The organism is Streptomyces beigongshangae, assembly GCF_019710745.1.
GTDB lineage: Bacteria > Actinomycetota > Actinomycetes > Streptomycetales > Streptomycetaceae > Streptomyces > Streptomyces beigongshangae.
This window is the reverse complement of the sequence record NZ_JAHKJW010000034.1, coordinates 1-24954: the sequence shown is the minus strand read 5'-3', so window position 1 is coordinate 24954 and position 24954 is coordinate 1. Positions and strand designations below refer to the sequence as shown.

The window sequence follows — 24954 nt, the reverse complement described above, 5'->3', positions numbered from 1 at the left end:
CAGGCCAGGGGTGCGATCGAGGGAGCGGCTCCGCGCGGCGACGGCCCGCGGGACCCGCCCGTGCAGACCGGTCCGCGCCCTGGGAGGGGCAGCCGTCCACCGGACCCGTCCTGTATAACGGCAGGAGGCCGCAGGGGCGGACGGACCGGTGGGGAGGAGGGCAGGCGATGACACGGAGCTGGGCGCAGGTCAGGCCCGCCGTTCTGCTGCTCGTCCTCGTCCTCCAGGTGGCGCTCCTCGACACGGGCAGCCTCTCCGGTGCCGTCGCCGTCACGTTCGCGGCCACCGCCGCGGCCGGGGCCGCGCTCGCCGCCTGCTCCGTCATCGCCTCGCGGCTCGCGCCCGCCGTGCCCCGTACGCGGGTCCGTACGGCCATGCGCGACCGTGAGCAGCGCACGGCGTTCCTGCCGCAGCGCGACCCCGACGCCCGGGGGCGCAGGCGTCCCCGGGCTCCTGGGCTGTCCCTCCCGACGGCCGCGTAGGGGACTTCGCAGCGCAGCGGTGGCAGGAGCAGTGTTCCTGCCTTTCGTCTCCGTGGTTCTCCGCGCGGGCCGTCATGCCGACGCACGTCACGTCACCGGCACGACGAGACCCTCGGAGGGCTCACCCATGTCTGTCTTCTCTTCCGGCTTCTCCTCCCTCATGTCCGCTTTCGCGAGCCTCGTCGAAGGGCTGGCCGAACTGCTCGATCCGGTCTTCCACGCCTCGGCCACGGCGGTCGCGATCGTTCTCTTCACCGCGTTCGTACGGCTTCTCGTGCACCCCTTGTCGCGGGCCTCGGCGCGGGGGCAGCGGGCCCGGGCCGCGCTGCAGCCGCGGATCGCCGAGCTGCGGAGGAAGCACGGGAAGAACCCGGAGAGGTTGCAGAAGGCGGTGCTGGAACTGCACGCCGCCGAGAAGGTCTCCCCGCTGTCCGGGTGCCTGCCCGGCCTCCTCCAGCTGCCGGCCTTCTTCCTCCTCTACCACCTGTTCTCCACCTCGCGGATCGGCGACGAGGCGAACGCGCTGCTCGCGCACCGGCTGTTCGCGGCGCCGCTGGGGGAGCGGTGGGCGGACGCGCTCGGCGACGGCGGGGTCCTCGGGGCGCAGGGGATCGTGTACCTGGGGCTGTTCGCGGTGGTCGCCGTCGTCGCGACCTTCAGCTATCGGCGTACGAAGCTGACGATGGCCGCCGGTGCGGCGGAGGCGGCCGGTGCGGTCGGCGGGGGACAGGACGGGCAGGGACAGGTACCGGGGCTCGGTGTCATCACCAAGGTCATGCCGCTGATGTCCTTCTTCACGCTGGTGACCGTCGCGTTCGTGCCCCTGGCCGCCGCGCTGTACGTGGTGACCAGTACGACGTGGAGCGCGGTGGAGCGGGCCGTGCTGTACCGGGACATGCCGGGTGCGGTACCGGCCGCCGCCGCGCTGGGCTGAGTTGAGCTGACACGGTCCAGGATCACGGTCCGGTCCGTGAACCACGTGTTGCGGACTGAACGTCGACCTTGGAGGATCGACCGGTCCCGCGCCGGTCGCACCCGTCGGGCGGGCCGCCCGCGATCAGGGGAGAGTGCTCATGAAGTTGTTGCGCGTCGGTACGGCGGGAGCCGAGCGTCCCGCGCTCCTCGATGCCGAGGGGGTCCTGCGGGACCTGTCCGGCGTCGTGCCGGACATCGACGGGGCGCTGTTCGCCGACGACGGGGCGCTCGACCGGGTCCGTGCGGCCGCCGCCTCCGGGGAACTGCCGGTGCTCGACGCGGACGGGCTACGGGTCGGGCCGCCCGTCGGCCGGATCGGCAAGGTGGTCTGCATCGGGCTCAACTACCACGACCACGCCAGGGAGATCGGTGCCGGGCCGCCCGCCGAGCCGGTGGTCTTCCTCAAGGCCGCGGACACGGTCGTCGGGCCGTACGACACGGTGCTCGTGCCGCGCGGCTCGGTGAAGACCGACTGGGAGGTCGAGCTGGCCGTCGTCATCGGGCGTACGGCGCGCTACCTCGGGTCCCGTGAGGAGGCGCTGGAGCATGTCGCCGGGTACGCGGTGGCGCACGACGTGTCCGAGCGGGAGTTCCAGATCGAGCGCGGCGGGACCTGGGACAAGGGGAAGAACTGCGAGACGTTCAACCCGCTGGGGCCGTGGCTGGTGACGGCGGACGAGGTGGCCGATCCGCAGGCGCTCGGGCTGAGGCTGTGGGTGAACGGGGAGCTGCGGCAGGACGGGAGCACGGCCGACCAGATCTTCTCCGTGGGCGAGGTCGTGCGGTATGTCAGTCAGTTCATGACCCTCCACCCCGGGGACGTCGTCAACACCGGGACACCGGCGGGGGTCGCCATGGGGATGGCGGAGTCCAAGCCGTTCCTGCGGGCGGGGGACGTGGTGGAGCTGGAGGTCGAGGGGCTGGGGCGGCAGCGGCAGGTCTTCGGCGCGGCGTGATCGTCGCAGGGGGGTGCGGGGGAGGAGGGGGCCGGGGCCGAGGTGCGCCGCCGGGCGGGGCGTCGCGTCGAAGTCCACGATGCCGTCGAGCCGGCGGCTGACCACTCGGAATCGATGCCGAACGCCCTTACGTGCCGGAGATGTCGACGCTGAAGGAGGAGATCGAGTTGTCGAATCCCGTGGTGGAGAGCTTGGAGTTCCAGGACTTCGGGGGAATCACGGTTCGGCCCCCCTTGTAATTGGCGTCCTTGTGGAAGGACGCGGTGTGCCTGGTGTTGTTGATGATCGACGATATGTGGTCGTTCAGGTACACGCCGCTCAGCCACTTCGGCGGATCCATGTTCAGGTTGGGCTCGTAGTACCCGTTGGCGGCGGGAAAGGCGTAGACGTGACCGGCGAACGCGTCGTTGTCGTACACGCACACGTAGTCGACCGGGCAGCTGTAGGTGGCGGCCGAGGCTGTCGACGAGGAGAACATCATCGAAGCGGCTGCGATACCGATCGCAGAGCTCGCGACACCGATCCTGTGTGCCACGGTGTTCCTCATTCGGTGCTCCTTTTTCGATTCGTCCTGCTGTCTTCGGCCCGCGGGGTTCCGTGGGCCGGCCGACGTCGCTCAGATCGGTCGCATGGAACTGATCGTGTCGTTCTGGGCGACCAGGCTGGTCCATTTGCGGGGTGCCAGCACGTCCGCGTAGGACCCCCCGTAGTTCTGGTCGGTGTAGAACGCGAAGGTGAAGGTGGTGTTGTTGATCACTGAGCTGATGTTGTCGTTGACGGGCGTGCCGTCACCGAACTTGTACTCGACCTTGTTCAGCGTGACGTAGTTGTTGGCCGGGAAGGAGTACATGGGGCCGGTGAAACCGGCGTCCCTGTACACGCAGACGGACTGCTCCGGGCAGCGTTCCGCCGCTGACGCGCTGGGGGCGAGCGTGATCACGGAAGCCGCCATGGCGGCACCGACGGCACCGGCGGCGATTTTTCCTGCGAATATGCGAATCTTCAACCTACGGTCCTCGCTCGGTGAATGTGCTTCTTCGTGCGGTCATCTGTTGGTGAACGATGAGATCGAGTTGTCGAAGCCTGTCGTGGACAGCTTCGAGTTCCACTTGTGGGCGTCCACGTCGATCCTGTAGCCGCCGTAGTTCGCGTTCGTCCAGAAGTGGCCGACGTAATTCGAGTTGTTGATGATGGACGAGACGTTGTCATTTACCGGTACGGCGCGGGGGAAATAGTAATCCGGGCCGTTCAGGTCCGGCGCCTGCAGGACGGCTGTCGCGGGTGCGACCCAGGCGAACATGCCGCCACCGAACGCATCGTCCTGGTAGAGGCAGATGGAGTTGGCGGGGCAGACCGGGGCGGCGGACGCCTGCGTGGAGAACGAAACCGTCGCTCCCAGCGTCAGCGCCAGAACGACGGGAACCCTGAGACTCTTCCACTTGGCCATTGCGTGTGATCTCCGTGTGTCGTGGGGGAGTGGTGTCGAAGGGGATCCGGCGGGCGTTCCTGTCCGGTGGGAGGGTGCCGGGCCGGGGTTGTCGGAATCGCTGCCGTTCCCGATATGGCCGTCATGGTCGGAATTACTGCGCCGATTCGCGACCCGGCATTACGCATTCCTGTGCATTCCCTGGGTCTGTCTGCCGGGCGGCGATTCCGTATGCGCCACGTAATTTAACTTCCCGGCAAGCCGGTCAGATAGAATCTGAGCGCCAATGTGACGGCATGTTTCCGGCAGGCAGACAGGCAGACAGGCAGTCCGGCCGTCCGTGCCGTGGCAGGGGTCGTACGGCGGGGGCCGGACGATTCGGCGGGGCCGGCCGAGAGGGGGCGCAGGGTGCAGGAGCGGTTGCGGTTTTCGGTGCTGGGGCCCGTCAGGGCGTGGCACGGCCCGGACGAGATCGAGTTGGGCCCGGCGCAACAGCGCGCGGTCCTGGCCGTGCTCCTGCTGGCGGAGGGGTCGCAGGTGACGACGGGCGGGCTCGTCGACGCCGTCTGGGGAGGCCGGGTGCCGGTGTCCGCGCTCGGGAACCTGCGGACGTACGTCCACGGGCTGCGGAAGGCGCTGGAGTCCGCCGGGTGCGCCGCATCGTCCGTGATCCGTTCCACGGGGGACGGCTATCAGCTCCGTGTCCCGCCGCAGGGGCTGGATCTCGGTACCTTCCAGGAACTGCTCGCCCACGCGGAGGAGGCGCGACGCGCGGGAGACGCACAGCGCGCGGCGGTGTACCTGCGGGACGCGCTCGGACTGTGGCAGGGGACGGCGCTGGCCGGTATGCGTGGCGAGTACGCGCACACCCAGCGGCAACGGCTCGGTGAGCTGCGCCTGTCCGCGCAGACGGCACGTTCGGAGGTCGACCTCGATCTGGGCCGGTGGGCGAAGGCGGCCTCGGAGCTGACCGTGCTCGTCGCCGAGCACCCGTTGGACGAGCGATTACGGGAGTTGCTGATGCTCGCCCTCTACCGGTCGGGACGGCAGGCGGCCGCCCTCACCGTCTACCGAGAGGTGCAGACACTGCTCGCCGACGAGTTGGGGGTCGATCCCGGACCGGCGCTGCGAGCGATCCACCAGCGGGTTCTGCGGGCCGACACCGGCCTTCTCGCGCCGCCTTCCCCGGCCGGGCCCGCCGCCGGCTCGGCCTCCGGTACGGCCCCCGGCGCAGCTCCCGGTACGGCCTCCGTACCCGATCGACCGGATCGGCCGGCCCAACCGGATCGGCCGGACCGACCGGACCGACCCGCCCGGACCTCCCTCGTCCCGGCGCAACTGCCCGCCGCCCTGGCGGTGTTCGTCGGCCGTGACGCCGAGCTGGCCGAGGTGGCCCGGCTGCCCTCGGACGGCACGGTGGTGGTCAGCGCCATCGCGGGCATGGCGGGTGTCGGCAAGACCACCTTCGCGGTGCACTGGGCGCGGCAGGTCGCACACCGCTTCCCGGACGGTCAGCTGTATCTGAACCTGCGCGGTTTCGATCCGTCCGCACCGCCGATGCCGCCGGAGCACGCCCTGCGGACGCTGCTGGAATCGCTGGGCGCCGACACGCAGGAACTGCCGCAGGACGTCGACGCGCTCGCCGCCCTGTACCGGACCCTGCTCACCGGCAGACGCGTGCTCGTGCTGCTGGACAACGCCCGCGACGCCGCGCAGGTACGACCGCTGCTGCCCGGGGCGCCCGGGTGCCTGGTCATCGTCACCAGCCGCAATCGGCTCGCGGGACTGGTGGCCGTGGACGGTGCCCGTCCGCTGCGACTCGATGTGCTCTCCGTCCCGGAAGCCCGCGCGCTGCTGGTCCGGCGGCTGGGACCGGACCGGGTCGCGGCCGAACCGGAGGCCGTCGAGGAGATCATCGCCCGGTGCGCACGGCTGCCGCTGGCGCTGGCGGTCACCGCCGCCCGCGCAGCCACCCGGTCCGCCTTCCCCCTGTCGGTGATCGCGGACGAACTGCGCGACAGCGCCGCGGGTCTGGACGTGTTCCACGACGGCGACGCCGTGGCCGACGTCCGCGCCGTCTTCTCCTGGTCCTGTCACACGCTCACCCCCGACGCCGCCCGCCTGTTCCGGCTCCTCGCCCTGCACCCCGGCCCCGACATCGCCCTGCCGGCGGCGGCCGCCCTCACCGGTCTCACCGCCACGCACACGGGGCGACTGATGGCCGAACTCGTCCAGGCCCACCTCGTGGACGAGACCGCACCCGGCCGTTACGCCTCGCACGACCTGCTGCGTGCCTACGCCGCCGAGCTGGTCCGGACCGCCGATCCGGACCGGCAGGTGCGGGCGGCCCGGCACCGGATGTTCGACCACTACCTGCGCACCGCCCATGAGGCGGTCGCGCTGAAACTGCTCACCCGGGTGCTGATCGACCCGCCCCCCGCGGTCGAGGGGGCACGTGCCGAGGATTTCGGAGGTGACACCGCGAAGGCGACGGCCTGGTTCGCCGCCGAACAGGCGGTACTGCTCGCGGCCGTCGAGCAGGCCGCCGTCCACCGGTACGACGTCCACTGCTGGCAACTCGCCTGGGCCCTGACCAACCACCTGCACTGGCGCGGTCTGTGGCGCGAGCAGGAACAAGTGCACCGCACCGCGATGGAGGCGGCGCTCCGGCTGGGCGACCGGACCGCCCGGGCCCATGCCCATTGCGGCCTCGGCTGGGCCGCGGGGAACCTCGGCCGGTTCGACGAGGCACGCGGTCAGATCGAGCGGGCTGTCGAACTGTTCACCGAACTGGGCGACATGAGAGCCTGCGCCGAGTGCTGCCGCACGTTGGCCTGGGTGGAGAAGGAACAGGGGGATCTGCACGCCGCGCTCGACGCCGCCCGGCGCTTCCTCACCCTCCGCCCTGTTCGGGAGGGCCGTGGCGCGGACGGTAGGCGTGACCGGATGACAGAGGCAGCCGCACTCAACGAGGTGGGCGGGTACCTGAGCCTGCTCGGCCGGCACCAGCAGGCCCTCGACCACTGCCGGCGGGCGCTGGCCCTGTGTCAGGAACTCGGGTACGACACCGGGGCGGCGGACACCTGGGCGCACATCGGGCACGCGGAACACCACCTCGGCCGGTACGAGCAGGCCGTGACCGCCTACCGCAACGCCCTGGAGACCAACCGGCAGGGCGACTTCCCCCTGTTCATGGCCGACACCCTCCTGCACCTCGGGGACGCCCACCTGAGCGCCGGCCGCCCGGACGCGGCCGGTGCCGCATGGGCCGAGGCGCTGGACGTCAAGGAGCGGCTCGGCGGGCACGCGGACACGGAGTCGCTCCGCACCAGACTGCGTCGGCTCGACGAGCCGGGCAGCTCCGCGGACCCGGCGGACCCAGCGGGCTCTGAGGACTCTGAGGGCTCTGAGGGCTCTGAGGGCTCCGCGGAAGAGGACGCGATGGTCGACCCGTAGTCCGAGGCGTGCGCCGGGTGGCGCGAACGCTCCGTATATCCGCTGTGAATCAGTTGTGGATGGTCGACGGGTTTCCTTTGCCGGGCAGCCCGCGGTGTCGTCTCCGCGCGCTGCTCATCAAGACGTCGAAGCGTCAAGACGTCCTGCGGCGAACGGAGGAAGATGCGATGACCGTCAAGTCCCGGTCGGGTGTTCTACGGGAAGCGAGGAACGTCATCGAGGAGAACCTCGGAGATCCCGACCTCTCTCCCGCTCTGATCGCCCGAACGCTCGGCGTATCCCTTCGGACGCTCCACCGCGCTTTTTCGATGTCGGACGACTCCGTCATGTCGTTCGCGCGCCGCCGTCGACTGGAGAGGGCGCACGGCGATCTGGTACGGGCCGACAACCCGGCCGGTATCTCGGAGATCGCGGCTCGATGGCATTTCTCGGACGCGAGCCACTTCATCAGGAATTACAAATCCTTTTACGGAGCGACTCCGGCGGCCCATCTGAGGAGGGTGAGCCGGTCAGGCGTTCCGCGAACGCGTGTGGCACTCACGTTCTATGGGCGTGAGGCCGGGAGGGCTACGGTCTGACCGCGGCGCTTTCCCCGTGGCTGTCCGGTGCCGCCCGCTGGGTGGGACGGGCGGCAGGGGGCCGTCCACCATCGAAATCGAACCGACCGCGCTTCGGTGCACGGACGGAAATGAGAGACGGTTCCGTGAAAAAATACAGGATGCTGACCGTTCTGCCCGTGACGGTGCTCGCCGTCGGCGGCGCACTGCTCGCGGCCGCCCCGGCGAACGCGGCCGCGAGTCAGTGCCCCGCCGGAAAGGTGTGTATCTTCCAGGACAGTAATTTCGGGGGCGAGGTGTGGGTCGCCGACACCGTCTGCAGGTCGGACTTGTCGGAGGACTACCCGGGGAACTACCCGAACGTGAACGACAGCGCGTCGTCGATAGTGAACAACACGTCGAAGACGATCCGTCTGTTCGAGAACACCGGATTCGCCGGCAGGTACGTCTTCGTTCCCGCGAACGGGTCGATAGCCGACCTGAAGCAGAGGAACCTCACCGTCTACCACAACGACGGATCCATCTTCGCGAATCCCGGCGAATTCAACGACGTGGCGAGTTCCTTCTGTTAAAGGTCCTTGAAGCGGGTCAGGGCCTTCACCACCAGCGCGTGGTCGTCCAGTTGGGGGAGGCCCGAGACCACCACCGTGCCGATCACTCCCGCGCCCTCCACCGTGATCGGGAAGGCCCCGCCGTGGGCCGCGTAGGTGTCGGGGTCCAGGCGGGAGGACGCCTCGAACGTGGTGTCCTTCGCGCGGAAGCGGGTGCCCACCAGGAGGGACGAGGCCGCGTAGCGTTCGACGACGCGGCGTTTGCGGTCTATCCAGGCGTCGTTGTCCGGGGTCGAGCCGGGGAGCGCCGCGTGGAAGAGCTGCTGGCCGCCGCGGCGGATGTCGATGGCGACGGGCGCGCTGCGTACGCGGGCCAGCTCGACGAGGAGCGTGCCGAGGGTCCACGCGTCGTCGTGGGTGAAGCGGGGGAGCGTCAGGTCGCGCTCCTGCTGCTCCAGTTCGGCGATCGTCGGGGCCGCGGGGGCCGGGGAGGCGGGCGTGGAGGAAGTGGTCACAGGGTCACCGTCACCTTCTCGTGGGCCGAGCGGTGCGCGGCCTCCAGGACGTCCAGGGCGGCGGCGGCCTCCAGGGCCGTCACCGGGTTCTCGCCGGTGCCGCGCAGGGCCTCGGCGACGGCCGCGTAGTACGCGGGGTACGCGCCCGGCACGGTCGGGACCGGGGTGCCGCCGCCGGTCAGCGGGGACTCCCCGGAGCCGACGCGGCCCCACAGCTCCTCGGGCTCGACGCCCCACTCCTTCTCGTCGCCGCCCGCGGCCGGACGTGCGCCGTCGCGCAGGGCCGCCTCCTGGGGGTCCAGGCCGTACTTCACGTAGCCGGCCTCCGAGCCCAGCACGCGGAAGCGCGGGCCGAGCTGGGCCGTCGTCGCGGAGGCGTAGAGGTGGGAGCGGACGCCGTTCGTGTGCGTGATCGCGATGAACGTGTCGTCGTCGGCCTCGGCGCCGGGGCGGCGTACGACCGACTCGGCGTACACCGTGGCCGCCGGGCCGAACAGGACCAGCGCCTGGTCGACCACGTGGCTGCCGAGGTCGTACAGCAGACCTCCGATCTCCGCGGGGTCGCCGGACTCGCGCCAGCCGCCCTTGAGCTGGGGGCGCCAGCGCTCGAAGCGGGACTCGAAGCGGTGGACGTCGCCGAGGCCGCCCTCGGCGATCAGCTTCCGGAGGGTCAGGAAGTCGTTGTCCCAGCGGCGGTTCTGGAAGACGGAGAGCAGCAGGCCGCGCTCCTCGGCGAGGGCGGCGAGCTCGCGGGCCTCCGCCGCCGTGCCCGCGATCGGCTTGTCGACGACCACCGGCAGGCCCGCCTCCAGGGCGGCCCTTGCGATCGGGACGTGCGTCTTGTTCGGGGACGCGATGACGATCAGGTCCAGCTCGCCGGCGCGCCGCCAGAGCTCGTCGGGGTCCGTCGCGAACCGTACGTCCGGGAACTCGTCCTCCGCCTGCCGCCGCCGGTCCGGGTTCCCCGTCACGACCGTGTCGAGGACGAGGCCCTCGGTGGCGGCGATCAGCGGGGCGTGGAAGACGGAGCCCGCGAGTCCGTAGCCGACGAGACCCACGCGGAAGGGGTATCGGCCACGGGACTCCCCGGGGCGGGAGCCTTGGCTGAGGGGGGTGTCAGAGCCTGTGCCAGTCATGCCCCCCACTTAAACAACGCTGTTGCCAAAGTGCAAGCGCCGGTCACAATGGGGGTGTGGACGCGAGTGGTGCGGAGGGGTACGGAGTGGCTGGGATCAGGGTCGGAGGGCCGGGCCGGGGCGGTGGGGGCAGCGGGAGCAGAGGGGGCGGCGGGGGCGGCGGGATCAATCTGCTCGCTCTGCGCAGCCACAACGCCGCGCTGCTGCTGGAGCTGTTGCGGCGGGCCGGGCGGGTGGGGCTCAGCCGTCTCGAACTCGCCGAGCGCACGGGGCTGACCCCGCAGGCAGTCAGCAAGATCACCGCCCGGCTGCGGGAGGACGGGCTGGTGGCCGAGGCGGGGCGGCAGGCATCCACCGGGGGCAAGCCCCGCACCGTGCTGCGGCTGGTGCCGGAGGCCGGGCACGCGGTGGGACTGCATGCCGACCGGGACGAGCTGCGGGCGGTCCTGGTCGACCTCACGGGCGCGGTCGTGGCGGAACGGCGGACCGCGCTGGACCTGGGCGCGGGGGCGGACGCCGTGCTGGCGGCGGTCGTGGGTGCGGTCCGAGGGCTGGTGGAGGAGGCGCGGGGCGTCACGAAGGCGAGGGTTGGAGAGGGGACCGAGGCGAGGGCTGGAGAGGGGACCGAGGCGGGGGCTGAGGGCGACGGCGGGCCCGTCGTCCTGTCGGGAATCCTCGGCGTCGGCGTAGCCATGCCCGGTCCGCTCGACCACACCCACGGTGTGCTGCACCGGGTGACCGGGTTCCCCGAGTGGGACGGGTTCCCGCTGCGGGACGCCCTGGCGCGCAGGCTCGGCGTGCCCGTCGTGCTGGACAAGGACACGAACGCCGCGGCGCTCGGCCTGGCCGTCGCGGGCGAGCCCGGCGCCTTCGCGTATGTGCACCTCGGTACGGGACTGGGGGCCGGCCTCGTGCTCGGCGGGGCCGTGCACCGCGGGGTCCGTACCGGGGCGGGGGAGTTCGGGCACCAGGTCGTCCAGCTGGACGGACCGGTCTGCCCGTGCGGCAACCGGGGCTGCGTCGAGGCGCTGTGCCTCGCGGCGGTGGCCCGGGGCGACGTCGACGAAGCGGCCCGGGTCCTCGGCGAGGCCGCCGCGAACCTCGTCGGGCTGCTCGACATCGACCTCGTCCTGCTCGGCGGCCGTACGGTCGCCGCGGAGCCCGAGCGCTTCGTACGCGGCGTCGGCGCCGTCCTGGACGCCCGCGCCCGGCGCGGGGGCGCGGGCAGCCCCGTCCCCGTGCGGATCGCCCCCGGCGGCGCGCGGGCGGTGGCGGAGGGAGCGGCCCAGCTCCTGCTGGCCCCGCTGTTCGGCCGCGCGCAGGAGTGAGGGGGAGGCCGCCCACCGGCAGGACTCCGGCAGGGACCCGACCTTCACCCGACAGAGCGGCTCCCCGCCCTCCGAACGGCCCTCACCCCCGCGTGCCGCGGCCCTTCCGGCGCGCCGCGTGGCAGGCTCCCGTGTCCATGCGACTGAGCAAGCCCGTCTCCCTTGCCGTCACCGCCGCAGCCGCCCTCACTTCCGTGCCCGCCGCGCAGGGTTCCGCGCAGGCGGCCCCCGCGACCGGGACCGACCGGCGCGCCGACCGGTACGCGGACCAGCACACCGGCCGGTACGCCGACCGGCACGCCCGCCGACCGGGACCCGGGCCGTCCGGCTGTGCCGCGTCCGGGAAGCGGGAGTTCCCCCTCCGTACCCGGATCCACGGCGGGCCCGACGCCTATGACGCCGGGGGCGGGTACCGGACCTGGTACATCGACCTCACCAACACCACCGACGTCGTCTGCGAGAACATCCACCCGGTCGTCGTCCTGGTGGACGGGAAGCGGGCACTGCGGCCGGAGCAGCCGCGCCTGGAGTTCTACGGGGGGAACGGCGGGGACGGCGAGGGTGACGGGGAGCGACCCCGTCCCGTGACCTTCGAGCGGACCGACGAGGACGAGCACATCGGCGTGCTCGGCTCCGGCGCGGAGGGCGACGACTTCGCGGGGTTCACCGTGGCGCCCGGCAAGACCCTCTCCGTCAAGGTGCGGCTCGCGGTCACCTCGGACGCGGTGCCCAACGAGGTCGTCGCCAACGCGGCCGTCGTGCAGCGGCAGGAGGACGACGGGGCCTGGGTGGGGCAGTCGAACGACTACCGGTTCCGCATCGTCGGCGGAGAGGTGGTGCGGAAAGAAGGGGACGGGGAGCGCGACGGCACCGGTACCGGTACCGGTACCGGTACGAGCGCCGGTACCGGTACGAGCGCCGGTACCGGTACGAGCGCCGGCACCGGCGACCCGGACCGGCGGCGGGACGGCGGCGCCGCCGACGGCGTACCGGACGGGCTGCCGTTCGCCGAGGAACTGGCCGGCACGGGACTGTCCTCGCCCCGCGCCGTCCTCGCCATGGCGGCCGGCGCGCTGCTGCTCCTCGGCGCCGGGACCGTCGCGCTGATCGCGGCCCGCCGCGGCAGACGCTGAGCGCGCGGCGGGCCCCACCGCGCCGTGCGCGCCTCCCCACCTGCCCTCTCCACCAAGATCGAGCGGATGACTAGGCTGGGCACGTCGGCACACAGCTGTGTCCGGTGACGCCGGCACACAGCGGTGGCGGCGTCCTCCACACCCCCGCACGGCACACACCCCCGCACGGCGGACTCCGCACGCGTACGGCAGGAGACGGCACATGGCAGAGCGCAAGCCCATCGAATCGTGGCTCACCGACATGGACGGGGTGCTCATCCACGAGGGCGTACCGATCCCCGGCGCCGACGCCTTCATAAAGAAGCTCAGGGAGTCCGGGAAGCCTTTCCTGGTCCTCACCAACAACTCCATCTACACGGCCCGCGACCTGCACGCCCGCCTGCGGCGGATGGGCCTGGACGTGCCCGTCGAGAACATCTGGACGTCCGCCCTCGCCACCGCCCAGTTCCTGGACGACCAGCGCCCCGACGGCTCCGCGTACGTCATCGGCGAGGCGGGGCTGACCACCGCGCTGCACGACATCGGGTACGTGCTGACCGACCACGACCCCGACTACGTGGTCCTGGGCGAGACCCGCACGTACTCCTTCGAGGCCATGACCAAGGCGGTACGGCTGATCAACGGCGGCGCCCGCTTCATCGCCACGAACCCCGACGAGACCGGCCCCTCCACCGAGGGCCCGCTGCCCGCCACCGGCGCGGTCGCCGCGCTGATCACCAAGGCCACCGGCAAGAAGCCGTACTTCGCCGGCAAGCCGAACCCGCTCATGATGCGTACGGGGCTCAACGCCATCGGCGCCCACTCCGAGACCAGCGCGATGATCGGCGACCGGATGGACACGGACGTCCTGGCGGGCCTGGAGGCGGGCATGCAGACCTTCCTCGTCCTGACCGGCCTCACCACGCGGGCGGAGATCGAGAGGTACCCGTACCGCCCGTCCACGGTCGTCGACTCCATCGCGGACCTCGTCGAGCGCGTCTGAAACCTCCGCACCCCCTCCTGACACCCGTACGGAGCATCCGGACCCCTCTCCGGGTGCGCCCGTGTCCCCCGAGGGGCACGCTCCAGGTGTCTGGAGGTTCACGATGGGTTCACTGCGACTCGCTCTCTGTACCGGGGCGCTGGCCGCCGCCGTACTCTCCCCCGCCGCGTACGCGGCCGACGGGGACGTCCTGGTGACTCCGGGGTCCCCGGTCCCCGGCAGTGACATCCGGCTCCGGGTGCAGGGCTGCACCGGGAAGTCCGGCACCGCCGCGTCCAGGGCGTTCGTCGCCGACGCGCGGCTCACCGGGAAGACCGGGTCCCTGACCGGCGGAACCCGTATCCGCTCGACGCTCGACCCCGGCACGTACGGCGTCGAGGTCACCTGCGACGGATTCGGCAACAGGGTCGAAGGCACCGTCACCGTCGTCGACAGGAAGCAGCGGGAGGAGCCGCAGCGACGGGAGGAGGGGCGAGGGGAGCAGGAGGAGCAGGAGGAGGAGCCGCAGCAGGAGAAGCGCAAGGCGCAGGGGGCGCAGGAGGCGCAGGAGGACGTGCCCGCGTCGCCCGCCGTACCCACGCCCGCATCCGCATCCGCATCCGCATTCACGCCCGCATCCGTGCCCACGCCCGCATCCGTGCCCACGCCCGCATCCGTGCCCACGCCCGCGGCCGTGCCCGCGTCCCCCGTCGCCCCCGTGCACGCGGGCGGTGGCGGGTCCGCCCGGCTCGCCGCCTCCGAGAGCCGGTCCGAAGGGCCCGGTATCCGGCACGCGGTCGTCGGACTCGTCCTGGCCGGGGCCGCCGCCGTCGCCGTGGCCGTCAGCAGCGCCCGGCGCGCGCGCGACCGTACGGACTGAGCGGCCATGCCGGACAGGGAGTACCGGGAGAACCGGGAGAACAGGGAGAACCGGGAGCGTGCCTCCGGCCGCGGGCGTCTCCTGGTGGGAGTCGCCTGGGCCCTGCTGCTGCTCGGAATGTGGCTGTGGGGGCGCGAGGTCACCGACATACGGCAGGGCATGTCCTCGCCGACCACGGGCGACATGGCGGCGGTCGGACGGCCGCTCGGTGTCGAACTGCCGCCCGCCGTCCGGCCCTCGCGCGGCGCGCGGCCGCAGCGCGTCGACATACCCGCGCTGGGCGTACGGGCGCCCGTGGTGACCCGGGGCCTCGACCCGCGGGGCGCGATCGAGCCGCCGCCGTACGGGCGGCCCGGGACCGTGGGCTGGTACGGGGGCGGGGTGCGGCCCGGGGACGCCGGGGCCGCGCTGCTCGTCGGGCACGTGGACACCGCGACCCGGCCCGCGGTCTTCTACCACCTCAGCGAGGTGCGGCCGGGCGCGAGGATCAGGGTGCTCCGCGACGACGGCACGGTCGCCGAGTTCACCGTCGAGGACGTCCAGGTCTTCGCCCGCGACCGCTTCGACGCCCAGCAGGTGTACGGGGTGCGGCAGCCCGGGCGGTCGGAGCTGCGCCTGATCACGTGTGGCGGCTCCTTCGACCGGGACCGCCGCGCCTACACGGCGAACGTGGTCGTCTCCGCGTACCTCAGCGGCACCGACGGGAAGAGGGGCGAGGGGACCGGCCGCTGAGGAGGAGCCGGGCGCGGGGCCGCTGTGACAGCCGGGCTCAGGCGTCCTCGTACACGCTGTGCCGGTCGTCGGTGAAGGAGTAAGGGGGCCAGGGGCCGAGGAACCGGATGCGGACGGCGGGCTGCCGTGCCTGCAGTTCGCTCAGCACGCCGCCGACGGTGTCGATGTCCTCGGTGCGCACGAGAAGGGCGGCGGACAGGACACCGGTCTCGTCCGGGTTCTGACGGGGCAGCCCCCGGTCGCGGAGGTCCTCCGCGACGGAGAGCAGGTCGTGGCGGACTTCGGCGTGCAGGGTGTCGGCGAGTTGTCCGGCCAGGTTCTTCGCCTGCTGTTCCCGCTGCTTGAGCAGCAGCCGGCGCATACCGGCGGACCGGCCGGCCAGGTGGGCTTCCTCGTACGCCGGTGAGTCGGGTGCCGTGACGGCGGTGCGGTCCACGGTGATCTCCACCCTGAGTTCGCACCGGCCGGCCAGTTCCGCCAGTTGGGCGGTGATCTCCGGAGCCCGCTCGGTGATCCAGCGGGTCAGGCGCTGCTCGGCGGTCTGCCCGCGGTCACGGTGCCGGGAGCTGTCGGGGGAACCGTCGTGGGAGGCGGTGGTGGAGGACTCGTCGGCGACCAGGACGTTGAAGGTCATCGGCAGCAGGCTGCCGGTGCGTTCCCATACGGTGGTGACCGCCTGGTTCTGCTCTGCCACCCAGCGCCGGATCTGCTCGTCCTCACCCTGGAAGGGCGTCGGTGCGGCATCGTGGACCAGGGCCGCGACGGAGGTACCGGGCGCGTGCAGCAGCCGGAGGGCGCGGCCGTCGAGACCGGTGACACCGGCGAGGGCGCCCGCGGTTCCGGCTTCGCCGTCGTGGCGCAGGAGCGCGTACACGTACAGCGCCGTGTGCTCGGTCATCCGCGTGCCTCCTCCGCCCACCGCCGCGGGTTGATCAGCTTGTCCACGACGTCGTCGACCACCTCGTCGAGACCCCGGTGCAGATCGGCGACGGAGGAGGTGATGCCGTGGTCGTCCTTGATCTGTTCCATCGCCTCGTCCAGTTCCAGCAGGGCGTCGGCCAGGCGTTCCATCTCCTCCATGGTGAGGTCGTTGCCGTTCATGCGGCGCATGGCCTGGCGTTCGAGCGCTTCCTGGATGACCTCCACCAGAGTGACCACCAGAGACAGCACTCCGTGCTTGAGGCTCTTCTCGTCAACGGTCAATGCCATGGTGCGTACCCCTCATGTCGCTGTCCCCGCTGCTGTCGTCCCTGCTGCCGCCCCCGCTGCCGTCCCCGTCCCCGTGTCGGGCAGGACCGCGGTCAGCCCCTCCGTCCAGGGGCCGAGGCCGTCGGCGGTCAGTCGCACCTCGCCCCGGGTCGCGGTCCGCAGCACCAGGACGCGGCCGTTCCCGGCCGGACTGCGTTCGGCCGACAGGCGCACCTCGGTGATGTCCGCCGTCGCCAGGGCCAGGGCGGGCCGGGAGTCCACGGGGGACTTCCACGTCAGACGGCCGGCCGTCAGCCGTCCCTGTCCGCCACGCCACAGGGGTTCGCCGCGGCGTGACTCCTGGTACCAGAGATGTCCCTCGACGAGGGGCTGCTCGTCGGTGACGGACGAGGCGGGGAAGGGCGCGCGGAGGCGTCCGCCGCACGCGGCGGTGACCAGGTCGTGCAGCTTCCCGGGGTCCTGGGCCGAAAGACGTACCTCCTGGCCGTCGGCGAGAGCCACCTGTAGGCGCAGCCGCTCCTCACCGCCCACCGTGCGCTCGGGATCCAGTCGCACGGCCCTGACGGTGTCGAGTTCGGCCTGCCACAGGGTCTCCCGGGGCTCCTCCCGCAGGACGACCAGACGCCGGTCGGTCAGGTAGACGGTGCCGGGCCGCCATCCGGTGCAGACGCCCTCCGCCAGCAGATGACCACCGCTCATGCGGCAGACGAGACTCTCGTTCTCGCGCAGGTCGATGGCACGGCGTGCGGTGGACCGCTCGGCCCAGGCGCGAGTGGCCTCGTCCCAGTTCCGCATCATGCCGTACTCCAGCATCGTCTCCATCCCGGCGATGGCGGCGCGGATGGAGACGCCGATCAGGGGGATGTCGGCCACGGCGACGATGAGGTCGAGGTGCAGGACCGCCCCCTTGTTCAGCAGGACCTCCACCAGGTCGTCCAGGGTCACCCGCGGGTCCCGGGTGGGCCGCATGGGGGGTTGCCCGGCCGTCACGCCCCGTCGCTCCGCTCTCGTTGCGCGTCCGCTCCTTCGACGACCCGGTCGGCGTCGTGACCGGTCTCGGACTCGGCGTCGTGACCGGTCTCGGGCTCGGAGTCGTGACCGGTCTCGGACTCGGCGTCGTCTTCGGCCTCCCGCCCGGCGTCGTGATCGTCGCCGGTGGCGGAACGGACCTCGTCGCGCGGTCCGGTGACGGCGCGAACGCCGTGGTCCGTGTCGTGCTCCGCGCCCTGGCCCAGACCGTGCTCCGTGCCGTGGTCCGGGTTCTGGTGAAGCTGCGCCTGGGCGCTGCGCCATCCGCACCAGGGACACCATTGGTGGAGCAGTTGCTCGACGGGAACGCGCTTGCCGCATTCCGGACAGGTCTCCTTCTCCTCGCGTGCCTGCCGCCACGCGGCGGTCTCCGTGTCCGTGCCCGAGGGGAACTCCAGCCCGTAGCGCGCGGCCGTCTCGAACGAGGCCAGCGCCGCGCGCAGGCGGATGCCCAGCAGTTCCACCCCGGCCACGGAGACCATGATGTCGGCGTTGAGGACGAGTCCCTTGTCCAGCAGCGTCTCGATGACGTGCGCCAGACTCCCCTCCCCTTCCCGGCTGGGCCGCAGGGGCGCCGCTCCGGTGGCCGACAGAGCGGGCGTCGACGGACCGCGCCGCGCAGCCGGCGACGGGACGGCGCTCCCGCTCGACGTGCTCCTCTCCGGAAAAGTGCTCATGCAGTACCCCTGTCCGCTTTCGCCTCAGGCACACCACCGGACCACGGCGGTTCCCCGGAACCCGCCGTGCGCTCGGGTGGACGCCCCGGCGGGTATGTCAGGATTGGTGCTTCGGACGGTGCACCCGAGGGAGAGTTTCTGATGTACGGGAGCAGGGGGGCCGGGGCAAGGGCGTCCGTGGCGGTGGCGGGAGCTGTGCTGCTGCTCGCAGGATGTTCGTCCTCGGACGGCGGCGGCGACGGCGGCGACAAGGAGAGGCCGGGCGCCGGGGTGAGCCAGCAGCCCAAGGACAAGGACCCGTTCTGGGTCAACCCGGACGGGAACGCGGCCGAGCAGGTCGCCGCGTACACGAAGGACGGCAAGGACCAGGACGCCGAGCTCATCCGCAGGATCGCCGAACAGCCCACCGGCCAGTGGCTCTCCCCGGAGAACGCCGAGCAGGAGGCGCGCGGCTTCACCGAGGCCGCCGCGAAGGCCGACCGGGAGGCGCTGCTCGTCGTCTACAACATCCCGCACCGCGACTGCGGCCAGTTCTCCGGCGGCGGCGCCGCGGACGGCAACGCGTACCGGGCCTTCGTCGACCAGGTCGCCAAGGGCATCGGCGACCGTGCGACCACGGTGGTCCTGGAGCCGGACGCCGTGCTGCACATGGTGGACGGCTGCACGCCGGAGGAGTTCCACGAGGAGCGTTACGACCTCCTGCGGGGCGCGGTGGAGAAGTTCACGTCGCTGAAGGACACGAAGGTCTACCTGGACGCGGGCAACGCGGGCTGGGGCAAGACCGACGACATCACCGAGCCGCTGAAGCTGGCGGGCGTCGAGAACGCCGACGGCTTCGCGGTCAACGTGTCCAACTTCTACACGACGGCCGACAGCACGAAGTACGGCAAGGAGCTGTCGGCGAAGGTCGGCGGCAAGCCGTTCGTGATCGACACCAGCCGCAACGGCAACGGGCCGTACACGCAGGGCGACCCCGCGGAGAAGTGGTGCAACCCGCCGGGGCGCGCGCTGGGGGAGACGCCCACCACGGACACCGGTGACGACCTCGTCGACGCCTACCTGTGGGTCAAGCGGCCCGGCGAGTCCGACGGCACGTGCAAGGGCGGGCCGAAGGCGGGAGAGTGGTGGCCTGAGTACGCGCTGAAACTCGCGAAGGCGAGCAAGTAGCGACCGCCGTCGCCCGTGATGTGAGGGGGGCCACCGCAAGCGGTGGCCCCCCTCACATCACGCGTCCCGTTCGTGTCAGGGGACCTTCACCCACTGCGCCTTGCTCGGGATGCCCCGGTCGTCCGTCACGAACAGCATGTACCAGCCCGATCCGACGAGGTTGCGGCTCTTCGGGACGGTCACCTCGATGCCGTCCTCCGTCTTCTCGAAGTCCAGCGCGACGGACCGCTGGTCGACGTCGGTGACGTGCGTCGAGGCGCTGGGCCGGATCAGCCGGACCGACTTGATCGACGAGGACTGCCGTGTCGGGAACGTCGCCGACCCGCCGCGCTCGATGGTCTCGGGCCCGCCGGAGAGCGTCGGCCGCGAGCCCTGGAACAGGTACGGCGGCGTGTAGATCTCCACGCGCTGCTCGAACTTGCCCGGCTTGGTGTTGGCCTTGTCGGCGTAGAGCGAGTCCGAGCCGAAGAACATCACGCGGCCGTCGGGCAGCAGGATGGAACCCGAGTGGTAGTTGCGGCCCACCAGGGGGTCGGCGACCCGCTCGAACTCGTTGGCCTTCGCGTCGTACATCCGGGCCTGGAGGATGTCGGAGTCGCCGCGTCCGCGGTAGTCCTCCGAGCCGCCGGAGACCAGTACGCCGTCGTCGGGCAGGATCGAGTACTGCGGGTAGCGCGTGCCCTTCTCCAGTTCGGGGCCGTCGGTGAACTTCGGGTCGTCGGCGAGCAGGTCGACGATGCGGGTCTTCTTGCTGGACCGCTGGGACTCGCCGACCCCGCCGCCGCCGATCACCATGTACTTCTCGTCCTGCGCGGGCGGCAGCAGCACCGTGCCCGCGGTCTCCAGGAGCTTCGGGTCGGACATGCCCTTGAGCTTCTTGAACTTGTTGGTCTCCAGGTCCCAGACACCCGGGTCACGGCCGACGTCGTCGGGGCCGTAGCCGGCGTTGGCGCCCGAGTAGAACAGCTTGCCGTTCTGCATCAGGGAGATCGCCGGGTAGGTCGGGAACTGCCGGACCTTCTTCGTGTACGTCCACTTCTTGGTCTTCGGGTCGTACACCTCGTTCTTGCCCGGCACCAGCTGGCCGATCTCGTCCAGGCCGGAGAGGCTGAGGATCCTGCCGTCGGACAGCGTGGTGAGGGTCGGGTACCAGCGCGCCTCGTTCATCGGGTCGACCTTGATGTACTTCTCGGCGACCGGGTCGAACTCGTAGGCGTCCTTGATGCCCTGGAAGTCCTTCTTGTCGAGGGCGAGCTTCTCGGCGATGCCGTACGTGTTGCGGGAGTCGGCGCCCGACAGGCCCTGCACGCGGTAGTTGTCCTGCGTGCCCGTCTCGTACTTGGCGCCGCTCTTCTGCGCCTCGACGTAGATGCGGCCGAGGCCCGGCTCGTTGCGCAGGAACGCGCCGGTCGCCGGGTCGAATATCTTCTTCGCCCGCTCGACGTTGACCGGGTCCTTCGACACGAACGTCTTGCCGTTCTGCTTGCCCGTGAAGCGGGTGCCCGCGGGCAGGGTGATCGGCTTGTCCGGGTTCTCGTTGTGCACGACCATCAGGCCGCCGGCCTTGGTGATGTCGCCCTTGAGCTTCTCGTAGCGCTTGGTGCCGCCCGCGATCAGCAGGTTGCCGTTGGGCAGCTGCGTGTGGCCGGTGCAGAACAGGTCGGCCGGCGTCGGGACCTTCTTGATCGTCTTCTTGACCGGGTCCCAGACGCGGGTGTCGAACTTCTTCGCGTCGAAGTTGTCCTGGTTGTTGCCCGAGCCGGCGATCAGCAGGATCTTGCCGGTGTGCAGGAGCGCGGCGTGGATCGTGTTGAGGCGGTACTCCTCGGGGAACTCCACGATGTCCCACTTGCCGTTCGCGGCCTTGTACTCCGGCTTGTTGATCTTGTACTCGTGGTACTGCTCCGACCCGAAGCGGTAGAGCGCGGGTCCGTTCATCCCGGCCAGCGCAAGCACCACCGCCGCACCTATCGCGATGCGGCGGGCACGGCGGCGGCTGGAACCGTCTTTCACTTCATTTCCCGTCTGACTCGACTTGTGGTGAGGGGCGGCGGCGCCCGGAAGGCTCTTCCTCCGGGCGCCCGGCCCGAGGTCGGGCGTGAGGTCCGCGGCTCAGGGGCCGCCGGCCTCAGTGCCCGGACGGATCGCGCCGACCGCCGAGGGATATCTGTACGGTCTGGTCGTTCCCGGCGTCCGACGCCCAGCTCGGCCTGTGCTGAGGCACCTGCTGAGACGCCTGCTGGGGCGCGTGTTCGGGCGCGTGCGGGGCCGCGTGCCGCGGTGTGTGCCGGGGCGCGTGCGGGGCGGCCGGGGGGTGAGGCTGGTAGGTCTGGTGGGACTGATGAGGCTGGTGGGTCTGGTGAGGCTGGTGGGACTGCTGGGGCTGGAGGGGGACCCGGCTGTCGTACACGGGGGCCGGGGCCTCCCGGGGGGTGCCGTGACGGTGCCTCCCCGCCTTCTTGTCCTTCCGCATCATCCAGCGCCAGGCGAACATCGGTGAGGCCGTGATGAGCAGCGCGAACGTCGCCCAGATGATCATCGCCGGGTGGGCGTGACCGTAGACGAAGCCCGCGGCGATCGAACCGCTGAAGATCGCTATGAAGTACCAGTGGTAGCGGAACGTCCCGAACCAGGTGTCGGGGCTCGCGGAGTCGCCCTTCGGCGTCACCACGAACTTGCTCTTGCGGCGCAGCATCGAGTCGATCAGCGCCTTCGCGTACAGCGGCGCCGACAGCGCGGACATGATCATGCCGGCCACACCGCCGGAACCCTCCGGCTCGTGCGGCGAGACGTTGTGGCGGCGGTTCCAGACGTACAGGCCGATCTGCAGCGCCGAGGCGTTGCCGTAGAGCATCAGCCAGATCGCCGGGTCGATGTTCACACCCGAGGCGCCCAGACCCAGGAACAGGGCGCAGCTCAGCGCCGCCAGGATCCAGTTGAGCGCCGACATCGGGTAGAAGATGATCATCATCGTGTAGTTGAAGAACTTGCTCGGCGGCAGCGAGTACGCGCCCTTCCAGTACTGCTTGAGGATCGTCTCGTACGTACCCCGGGACCAGCGCATCTGCTGGGTGAAGAAGTCCGTCCAGGCGTTCGGGCCCTCACCGACCGCGAGGACGTCCGGGGTGTAGACCGAGCGCCACTTGCGGCCCGTCGCCGGGTTCTTGTGGCGGTGGATCTCGAAACCGGTCGCCATGTCCTCGGTGATCGAGTCGTACAGACCGCCGATCTGCTTCAGCGCCTTGATGCGCACGGCGTTCGACGTGCCCACGAACATCGGCGAGCCGTAGGCGTTGCCCGCCCGCTGGATCAGCGCGTGGAACAGGAACTGCTGCGACTCGGCGGCCTTGGTGATCGGGTTGTCGTAGTTGCCGTACACCTGCGGGCCGATGACGAAGCCGACGTCCGGGTCGCGGAAGAAGCCCAGCATCCGCTCCAGGTAGTTGGGCAGCGGCACGTGGTCGGTGTCGACGGAGGCGAAGTAGTCGTAGTGGTCGCCGTGCGCGTCCAGCCAGGCGTTGTAGTTGCCGTGCTTGGTCTTGGCGCGGTGCGGCCCCTTCTTCTGGTTCCACTTGGCGACGCCCTTGCGGGAGAAGTGGTGCACGCCGAGGCGTTCGCAGACCGCCTTCACCTCGGGGTCGTCGCCCTCGTCGAGCAGCCAGACGTGCATGAGGCCGCGGTGGCGTATCCGCACCGCGGCTTCCAGCGTCTTCGTCACCATCTCCAGCGGCTCCTTGCCGGGCACGAAGGAGGTGAGGAAGGCCACTCTGGTGCCGGTCTCGGGCACCACGGGGACCGGGTCGCGGGCGACCAGCGTCGCGTGCGCGTTCGACAGCACGTTCATACAGCGGAACAGCTCGATCAGACCGATCGAGACGAGCATCACCACGTCGAGCGCGGGCAGGAAGTCGTATGCGGGATAGTCCCGCTCGGTCCAGTGCGCGGGCTGGAGCAGCCAGACCAGCAGGACGATCGACAGGAGCGGCGCCGCGCCCAGCATCAGGGCGGCGCGCAGCCGGTGCGGCTCCTGCGAGAGGAGCGTGCGGTACTGCACCTTGTACGGCTTGCCCGGATCGGGCTGTGTGAGAGGACCCGCGAGCCGGCTGTAGTGCTCGTAGTCGTATCTCGGCAGGTTCTTCCTGATCCTGCGGAAAGTGCCGGTCCGCGTCTGTGACGCCACCCTCAGCTGGGTGGTCTCGGACGGATCGGAGTTCTGCCGGGCGCCCGTCGGCGTCGACGTCATGAGTCATCCCCCCACACGCGGGTCGCCGCGTGTTTGTCGTTCCTTTCGCCGGCGGGGCCCCCTAGACCCGCACAGGCGTATCAACAGCAGGCCCCCGTCACCACATCTCCACACACCTTATAGACATGGTGGAGTGACCTTCCGGTTGCATGATGCCCCCCTCGGCATCCGTTATCGAACGGGTCCCCGATCCCCGTCGCCGGACACAACCGGTTCCAAGCCCCCGACTGCGCCGCAACCGCAGTCTCTTGTTACCCAGGGTTCTACGCGGTTCCGCATGATCGCAAGGTGCGAAACACGCTGTTTAACGGTCATACGCGCTCATTGGGGTGCCTGTCGATCTCGTTCGGTACGGTTGCGGTCAATCGTGTACGGATGTTGCCAAAGTGTTCTCTTATCGCATCCTCGGCTCTGATGGCGTCACCGGAGCGCACCGCGTCCAGGATCTCCCGGTGCTGCCGGCAGGTGACCTTCGGGTCCTGCGGGAGCTCCGCGAGGTCCGTGCGCACGCGGTGGAAGGCGTCCCAGAACGCCTCCAGGAGTTCGCTCAGGAGCAGGTTGCCCAGGCCCCGGTAGAGGGTGGCGTGGAAGGCGCGGTCGGTCTCGGCGAGACCCGCGCCCGCGGTGGCCTCGGTCTCCATGCGGTCCACCAGCGCGTCCAGCGCCGCCAGGTCCTCCGGCGCGACCCGGCCCGCGACCCGGGAGACCAGCCCGGTCTCCACGGCCTCGCGCAACTGGAGGAGCTGGAGCAGGCTGTCCTCGCCGCGGTAGTGCCCGGCGACCGTGCGGAAGGCCAGGCCCTCGATCATCGGGGCCATGGACATCGGGCCGACGTACGTGCCGAAGCCGTGGCGGATCTCGACGATGCCCATCGCCTGGAGGGCCTTGAGCGCCTCCCGTACGGAGTTCCGGCTGGCGCCGAGCAGCTCCATGAGGTCGGGCTCGGTCGGCAGTACGGCGCCCGAGGGCAGCCGACGGTCGATGATGAGCTTCTTGATCTGCTCCTGGAGGTCGCGCGCCATGGCGAGAGGGTAGCGGGTGCCTTCCGCCGGGTCCGCGCCCGGGAACGGGGCATCCGCGCCCGGGAACGCGGTATCCGTGCCCGGCAACGGAGTATCCGACTACATCATTCGGACCGTCAGCATGCGACGTCCGCCCACAGTTGAGAAACTGACGGACGTGCAGAAGCGCGAAAAGACCCAGCCGAATAACCAGCCGAATACCCAGTCGAATGCTCAGCCGAACGGCCGGCCGAACGAAAAGCCGAACAACCGGTCGGATATTCGAAAGAACGGCCGGACGGATATCCGGACGGACCGCGAAGGGAGTCACATGCCCGCTCCGGTGTTCGAGGAATTCGCTCCCGAGAGCGACTGCGACTGCCCCGGATGCGCGCACTGGCGTCGCGTACTGCCGCACTCCGCGGCCGGCGCCCACCCCGCGGCCGGCCCGTCGGGCCTCGCACTGGTCCGGGCGGGCGGCACCCCCATGGCGCTGGCCCTCGCCGCGGCCACCGGTACGGTGCTCGGCGCGGCCGGCAC

Annotated in this window: 24 protein-coding genes and 1 pseudogene; 13 read left to right on the top strand and 12 right to left on the bottom strand. The window is 70.8% G+C overall.

Annotated elements, in window-relative coordinates; all coding sequences use genetic code 11:
• The first annotated feature begins 167 nt into the window (after positions 1-167).
• The 3 genes from KM933_RS24765 (at position 168) to KM933_RS24755 (ending at position 2413) form a co-directional block, all read left to right on the top strand.
• A complete protein-coding gene (locus KM933_RS24765) occupies positions 168-482 on the top strand; it encodes a DUF6412 domain-containing protein (protein ID WP_221355807.1) in 315 nt (104 codons plus the stop codon).
• A gap of 160 nt (positions 483-642) precedes the next feature.
• Positions 643-1416 (top strand): YidC/Oxa1 family membrane protein insertase, encoded by a 774-nt coding sequence (locus KM933_RS24760; RefSeq protein ID WP_221355912.1) that lies wholly within the window; start codon positions 643-645, stop codon positions 1414-1416.
• A 139-nt stretch (positions 1417-1555) separates the two neighbouring features.
• Positions 1556-2413 (top strand): fumarylacetoacetate hydrolase family protein, encoded by an 858-nt coding sequence (locus tag KM933_RS24755; RefSeq protein WP_221355805.1) that lies wholly within the window; start codon positions 1556-1558, stop codon positions 2411-2413.
• A gap of 127 nt (positions 2414-2540) precedes the next feature.
• Here the strand turns inward: KM933_RS24755 and KM933_RS24750 are convergent, their stop codons facing one another.
• The 3 genes from KM933_RS24750 to KM933_RS24740 form a co-directional block, all read right to left on the bottom strand.
• The gene (locus tag KM933_RS24750) at positions 2541-2960 is read right to left on the bottom strand and encodes a peptidase inhibitor family I36 protein (protein ID WP_221355803.1); all 420 of its coding nucleotides are present in this window, start codon (positions 2958-2960) and stop codon (positions 2541-2543) included.
• A gap of 69 nt (positions 2961-3029) precedes the next feature.
• Positions 3030-3419 carry a peptidase inhibitor family I36 protein gene (locus tag KM933_RS24745; protein ID WP_221355801.1) on the bottom strand — a complete coding sequence of 130 codons (390 nt, stop codon included), beginning with the start codon at positions 3417-3419 and terminating at the stop codon, positions 3030-3032.
• Between the two features lie 39 nt (positions 3420-3458).
• Positions 3459-3860, bottom strand: coding sequence for a peptidase inhibitor family I36 protein (locus KM933_RS24740; protein ID WP_221355799.1), 402 nt, complete (start codon positions 3858-3860; stop codon positions 3459-3461).
• A gap of 387 nt (positions 3861-4247) precedes the next feature.
• Between KM933_RS24740 and KM933_RS24735 the strand changes: the two genes are divergently transcribed.
• The 3 genes from KM933_RS24735 to KM933_RS24725 all read left to right on the top strand — a co-directional run bounded on the left by KM933_RS24735 (position 4248) and on the right by KM933_RS24725 (position 8424).
• A complete protein-coding gene (locus KM933_RS24735) occupies positions 4248-7295 on the top strand; it encodes an AfsR/SARP family transcriptional regulator (RefSeq protein ID WP_308013534.1) in 3048 nt (1015 codons plus the stop codon).
• A gap of 167 nt (positions 7296-7462) precedes the next feature.
• Positions 7463-7873 (top strand): helix-turn-helix domain-containing protein, encoded by a 411-nt coding sequence (locus KM933_RS24730; protein WP_260334114.1) that lies wholly within the window; start codon positions 7463-7465, stop codon positions 7871-7873.
• 140 nt (positions 7874-8013) lie between these two features.
• Positions 8014-8424: a peptidase inhibitor family I36 protein gene (locus KM933_RS24725; RefSeq protein ID WP_221355795.1), complete on the top strand. Its 411-nt coding sequence runs from the start codon at positions 8014-8016 to the stop codon at positions 8422-8424.
• Here the strand turns inward: KM933_RS24725 and KM933_RS24720 are convergent.
• Both KM933_RS24720 and KM933_RS24715 read right to left on the bottom strand, forming a co-directional pair.
• Positions 8421-8918, bottom strand: a complete 498-nt coding sequence (locus KM933_RS24720; RefSeq protein ID WP_221355793.1) for a heme-degrading domain-containing protein — start codon at positions 8916-8918, stop codon at positions 8421-8423. The genes KM933_RS24725 and KM933_RS24720 overlap by 4 nt on opposite strands.
• Positions 8915-10054, bottom strand: a complete 1140-nt coding sequence (locus tag KM933_RS24715) for a Gfo/Idh/MocA family oxidoreductase (protein WP_221355791.1) — start codon at positions 10052-10054, stop codon at positions 8915-8917. The genes KM933_RS24720 and KM933_RS24715 overlap by 4 nt, the downstream gene beginning before the upstream one ends.
• Before the next feature lie 86 nt (positions 10055-10140).
• Between KM933_RS24715 and KM933_RS24710 the strand changes: the two genes are divergently transcribed.
• The 5 genes from KM933_RS24710 (at position 10141) to KM933_RS24690 (ending at position 15088) form a co-directional block, all read left to right on the top strand.
• Positions 10141-11382 (top strand): ROK family transcriptional regulator, encoded by a 1242-nt coding sequence (locus KM933_RS24710; RefSeq protein ID WP_430727361.1) that lies wholly within the window; start codon positions 10141-10143, stop codon positions 11380-11382.
• A 137-nt stretch (positions 11383-11519) separates the two neighbouring features.
• The gene (locus tag KM933_RS24705; RefSeq protein ID WP_221355789.1) at positions 11520-12515 is read left to right on the top strand and encodes a hypothetical protein; all 996 of its coding nucleotides are present in this window, start codon (positions 11520-11522) and stop codon (positions 12513-12515) included.
• 202 nt (positions 12516-12717) lie between these two features.
• Positions 12718-13497, top strand: coding sequence for an HAD-IIA family hydrolase (locus KM933_RS24700; protein ID WP_221355787.1), 780 nt, complete (start codon positions 12718-12720; stop codon positions 13495-13497).
• Between the two features lie 103 nt (positions 13498-13600).
• Positions 13601-14356, top strand: coding sequence for a hypothetical protein (locus KM933_RS24695; RefSeq protein WP_221355785.1), 756 nt, complete (start codon positions 13601-13603; stop codon positions 14354-14356).
• 6 nt (positions 14357-14362) lie between these two features.
• Positions 14363-15088: a class F sortase gene (locus KM933_RS24690; RefSeq protein ID WP_221355783.1), complete on the top strand. Its 726-nt coding sequence runs from the start codon at positions 14363-14365 to the stop codon at positions 15086-15088.
• Positions 15089-15125: 37 nt separating this feature from the next.
• Here KM933_RS24690 and KM933_RS24685 read toward each other — a convergent pair whose 3' ends face one another.
• The 4 genes from KM933_RS24685 to KM933_RS40675 are packed head-to-tail and all read right to left on the bottom strand — an operon-like array spanning position 15126 to position 18003.
• Positions 15126-15986: a GvpL/GvpF family gas vesicle protein gene (locus KM933_RS24685; RefSeq protein WP_221355781.1), complete on the bottom strand. Its 861-nt coding sequence runs from the start codon at positions 15984-15986 to the stop codon at positions 15126-15128.
• Positions 15983-16297, bottom strand: a complete 315-nt coding sequence (locus tag KM933_RS24680; RefSeq protein WP_221355779.1) for a gas vesicle protein K — start codon at positions 16295-16297, stop codon at positions 15983-15985. The genes KM933_RS24685 and KM933_RS24680 overlap by 4 nt, the downstream gene beginning before the upstream one ends.
• A gap of 12 nt (positions 16298-16309) precedes the next feature.
• A complete protein-coding gene (locus KM933_RS40350) occupies positions 16310-17242 on the bottom strand; it encodes a gas vesicle protein (RefSeq protein WP_308013533.1) in 933 nt (310 codons plus the stop codon).
• Between the two features lie 41 nt (positions 17243-17283).
• Positions 17284-18003, bottom strand: coding sequence for a gas vesicle protein (locus tag KM933_RS40675; protein ID WP_308013532.1), 720 nt, complete (start codon positions 18001-18003; stop codon positions 17284-17286).
• Between the two features lie 141 nt (positions 18004-18144).
• Here KM933_RS40675 and KM933_RS24665 point away from each other — a divergent pair, with 141 nt between their 5' ends.
• Complete coding sequence (locus KM933_RS24665) at positions 18145-19170, top strand: glycoside hydrolase family 6 protein (RefSeq protein WP_221355775.1); 1026 nt, start codon at positions 18145-18147, stop codon at positions 19168-19170.
• Positions 19171-19245: 75 nt separating this feature from the next.
• On the opposite strand, the gene glxA is transcribed toward KM933_RS24665, so the two are convergent.
• The 3 genes from glxA to KM933_RS24650 form a co-directional block, all read right to left on the bottom strand.
• Entirely contained in the window at positions 19246-21183 is a 1938-nt protein-coding gene (gene glxA, locus KM933_RS24660; RefSeq protein WP_221355774.1) for a radical copper oxidase GlxA, read from the bottom strand.
• A 115-nt stretch (positions 21184-21298) separates the two neighbouring features.
• Positions 21299-23413: a glycosyltransferase family 2 protein gene (locus KM933_RS24655; protein ID WP_221355772.1), complete on the bottom strand. Its 2115-nt coding sequence runs from the start codon at positions 23411-23413 to the stop codon at positions 21299-21301.
• A 311-nt stretch (positions 23414-23724) separates the two neighbouring features.
• Entirely contained in the window at positions 23725-24435 is a 711-nt protein-coding gene (locus KM933_RS24650) for a FadR/GntR family transcriptional regulator (RefSeq protein WP_221355770.1), read from the bottom strand.
• Between the two features lie 310 nt (positions 24436-24745).
• On the opposite strand from KM933_RS24650, the pseudogene KM933_RS24645 reads away from it, so the two are divergent.
• Positions 24746-24954 (top strand): annotated as a pseudogene (locus tag KM933_RS24645) (peptidoglycan-binding protein); the annotation flags it as partial.

Excerpts from the sequence above, each read along its gene's own strand:
- KM933_RS24765 (WP_221355807.1), top strand. The coding sequence starts at position 168 with ATGACACGGAGCTGGGCGCAGGTCAGGCCCGCCGTTCTGCTGCTCGTC.
- KM933_RS24760 (WP_221355912.1), top strand. The coding sequence starts at position 643 with ATGTCCGCTTTCGCGAGCCTCGTCGAAGGGCTGGCCGAACTGCTCGAT.
- KM933_RS24755 (WP_221355805.1), top strand. The coding sequence starts at position 1,556 with ATGAAGTTGTTGCGCGTCGGTACGGCGGGAGCCGAGCGTCCCGCGCTC.
- KM933_RS24750 (WP_221355803.1), bottom strand. The coding sequence starts at position 2,960 with ATGAGGAACACCGTGGCACACAGGATCGGTGTCGCGAGCTCTGCGATC.
- KM933_RS24740 (WP_221355799.1), bottom strand. The coding sequence starts at position 3,860 with ATGGCCAAGTGGAAGAGTCTCAGGGTTCCCGTCGTTCTGGCGCTGACG.
- KM933_RS24730 (WP_260334114.1), top strand. The coding sequence starts at position 7,463 with ATGACCGTCAAGTCCCGGTCGGGTGTTCTACGGGAAGCGAGGAACGTC.
- KM933_RS24725 (WP_221355795.1), top strand. The coding sequence starts at position 8,014 with ATGCTGACCGTTCTGCCCGTGACGGTGCTCGCCGTCGGCGGCGCACTG.
- KM933_RS24715 (WP_221355791.1), bottom strand. The coding sequence starts at position 10,054 with ATGACTGGCACAGGCTCTGACACCCCCCTCAGCCAAGGCTCCCGCCCC.
- KM933_RS24705 (WP_221355789.1), top strand. The coding sequence starts at position 11,520 with ATGCGACTGAGCAAGCCCGTCTCCCTTGCCGTCACCGCCGCAGCCGCC.
- KM933_RS24700 (WP_221355787.1), top strand. The coding sequence starts at position 12,718 with ATGGCAGAGCGCAAGCCCATCGAATCGTGGCTCACCGACATGGACGGG.
- KM933_RS24695 (WP_221355785.1), top strand. The coding sequence starts at position 13,601 with ATGGGTTCACTGCGACTCGCTCTCTGTACCGGGGCGCTGGCCGCCGCC.
- KM933_RS24690 (WP_221355783.1), top strand. The coding sequence starts at position 14,363 with ATGCCGGACAGGGAGTACCGGGAGAACCGGGAGAACAGGGAGAACCGG.
- KM933_RS24685 (WP_221355781.1), bottom strand. The coding sequence starts at position 15,986 with ATGACCGAGCACACGGCGCTGTACGTGTACGCGCTCCTGCGCCACGAC.
- KM933_RS24680 (WP_221355779.1), bottom strand. The coding sequence starts at position 16,297 with ATGGCATTGACCGTTGACGAGAAGAGCCTCAAGCACGGAGTGCTGTCT.
- KM933_RS40675 (WP_308013532.1), bottom strand. The coding sequence starts at position 18,003 with ATGAGCACTTTTCCGGAGAGGAGCACGTCGAGCGGGAGCGCCGTCCCG.
- KM933_RS24665 (WP_221355775.1), top strand. The coding sequence starts at position 18,145 with ATGTACGGGAGCAGGGGGGCCGGGGCAAGGGCGTCCGTGGCGGTGGCG.
- KM933_RS24655 (WP_221355772.1), bottom strand. The coding sequence starts at position 23,413 with ATGACGTCGACGCCGACGGGCGCCCGGCAGAACTCCGATCCGTCCGAG.
- KM933_RS24650 (WP_221355770.1), bottom strand. The coding sequence starts at position 24,435 with ATGGCGCGCGACCTCCAGGAGCAGATCAAGAAGCTCATCATCGACCGT.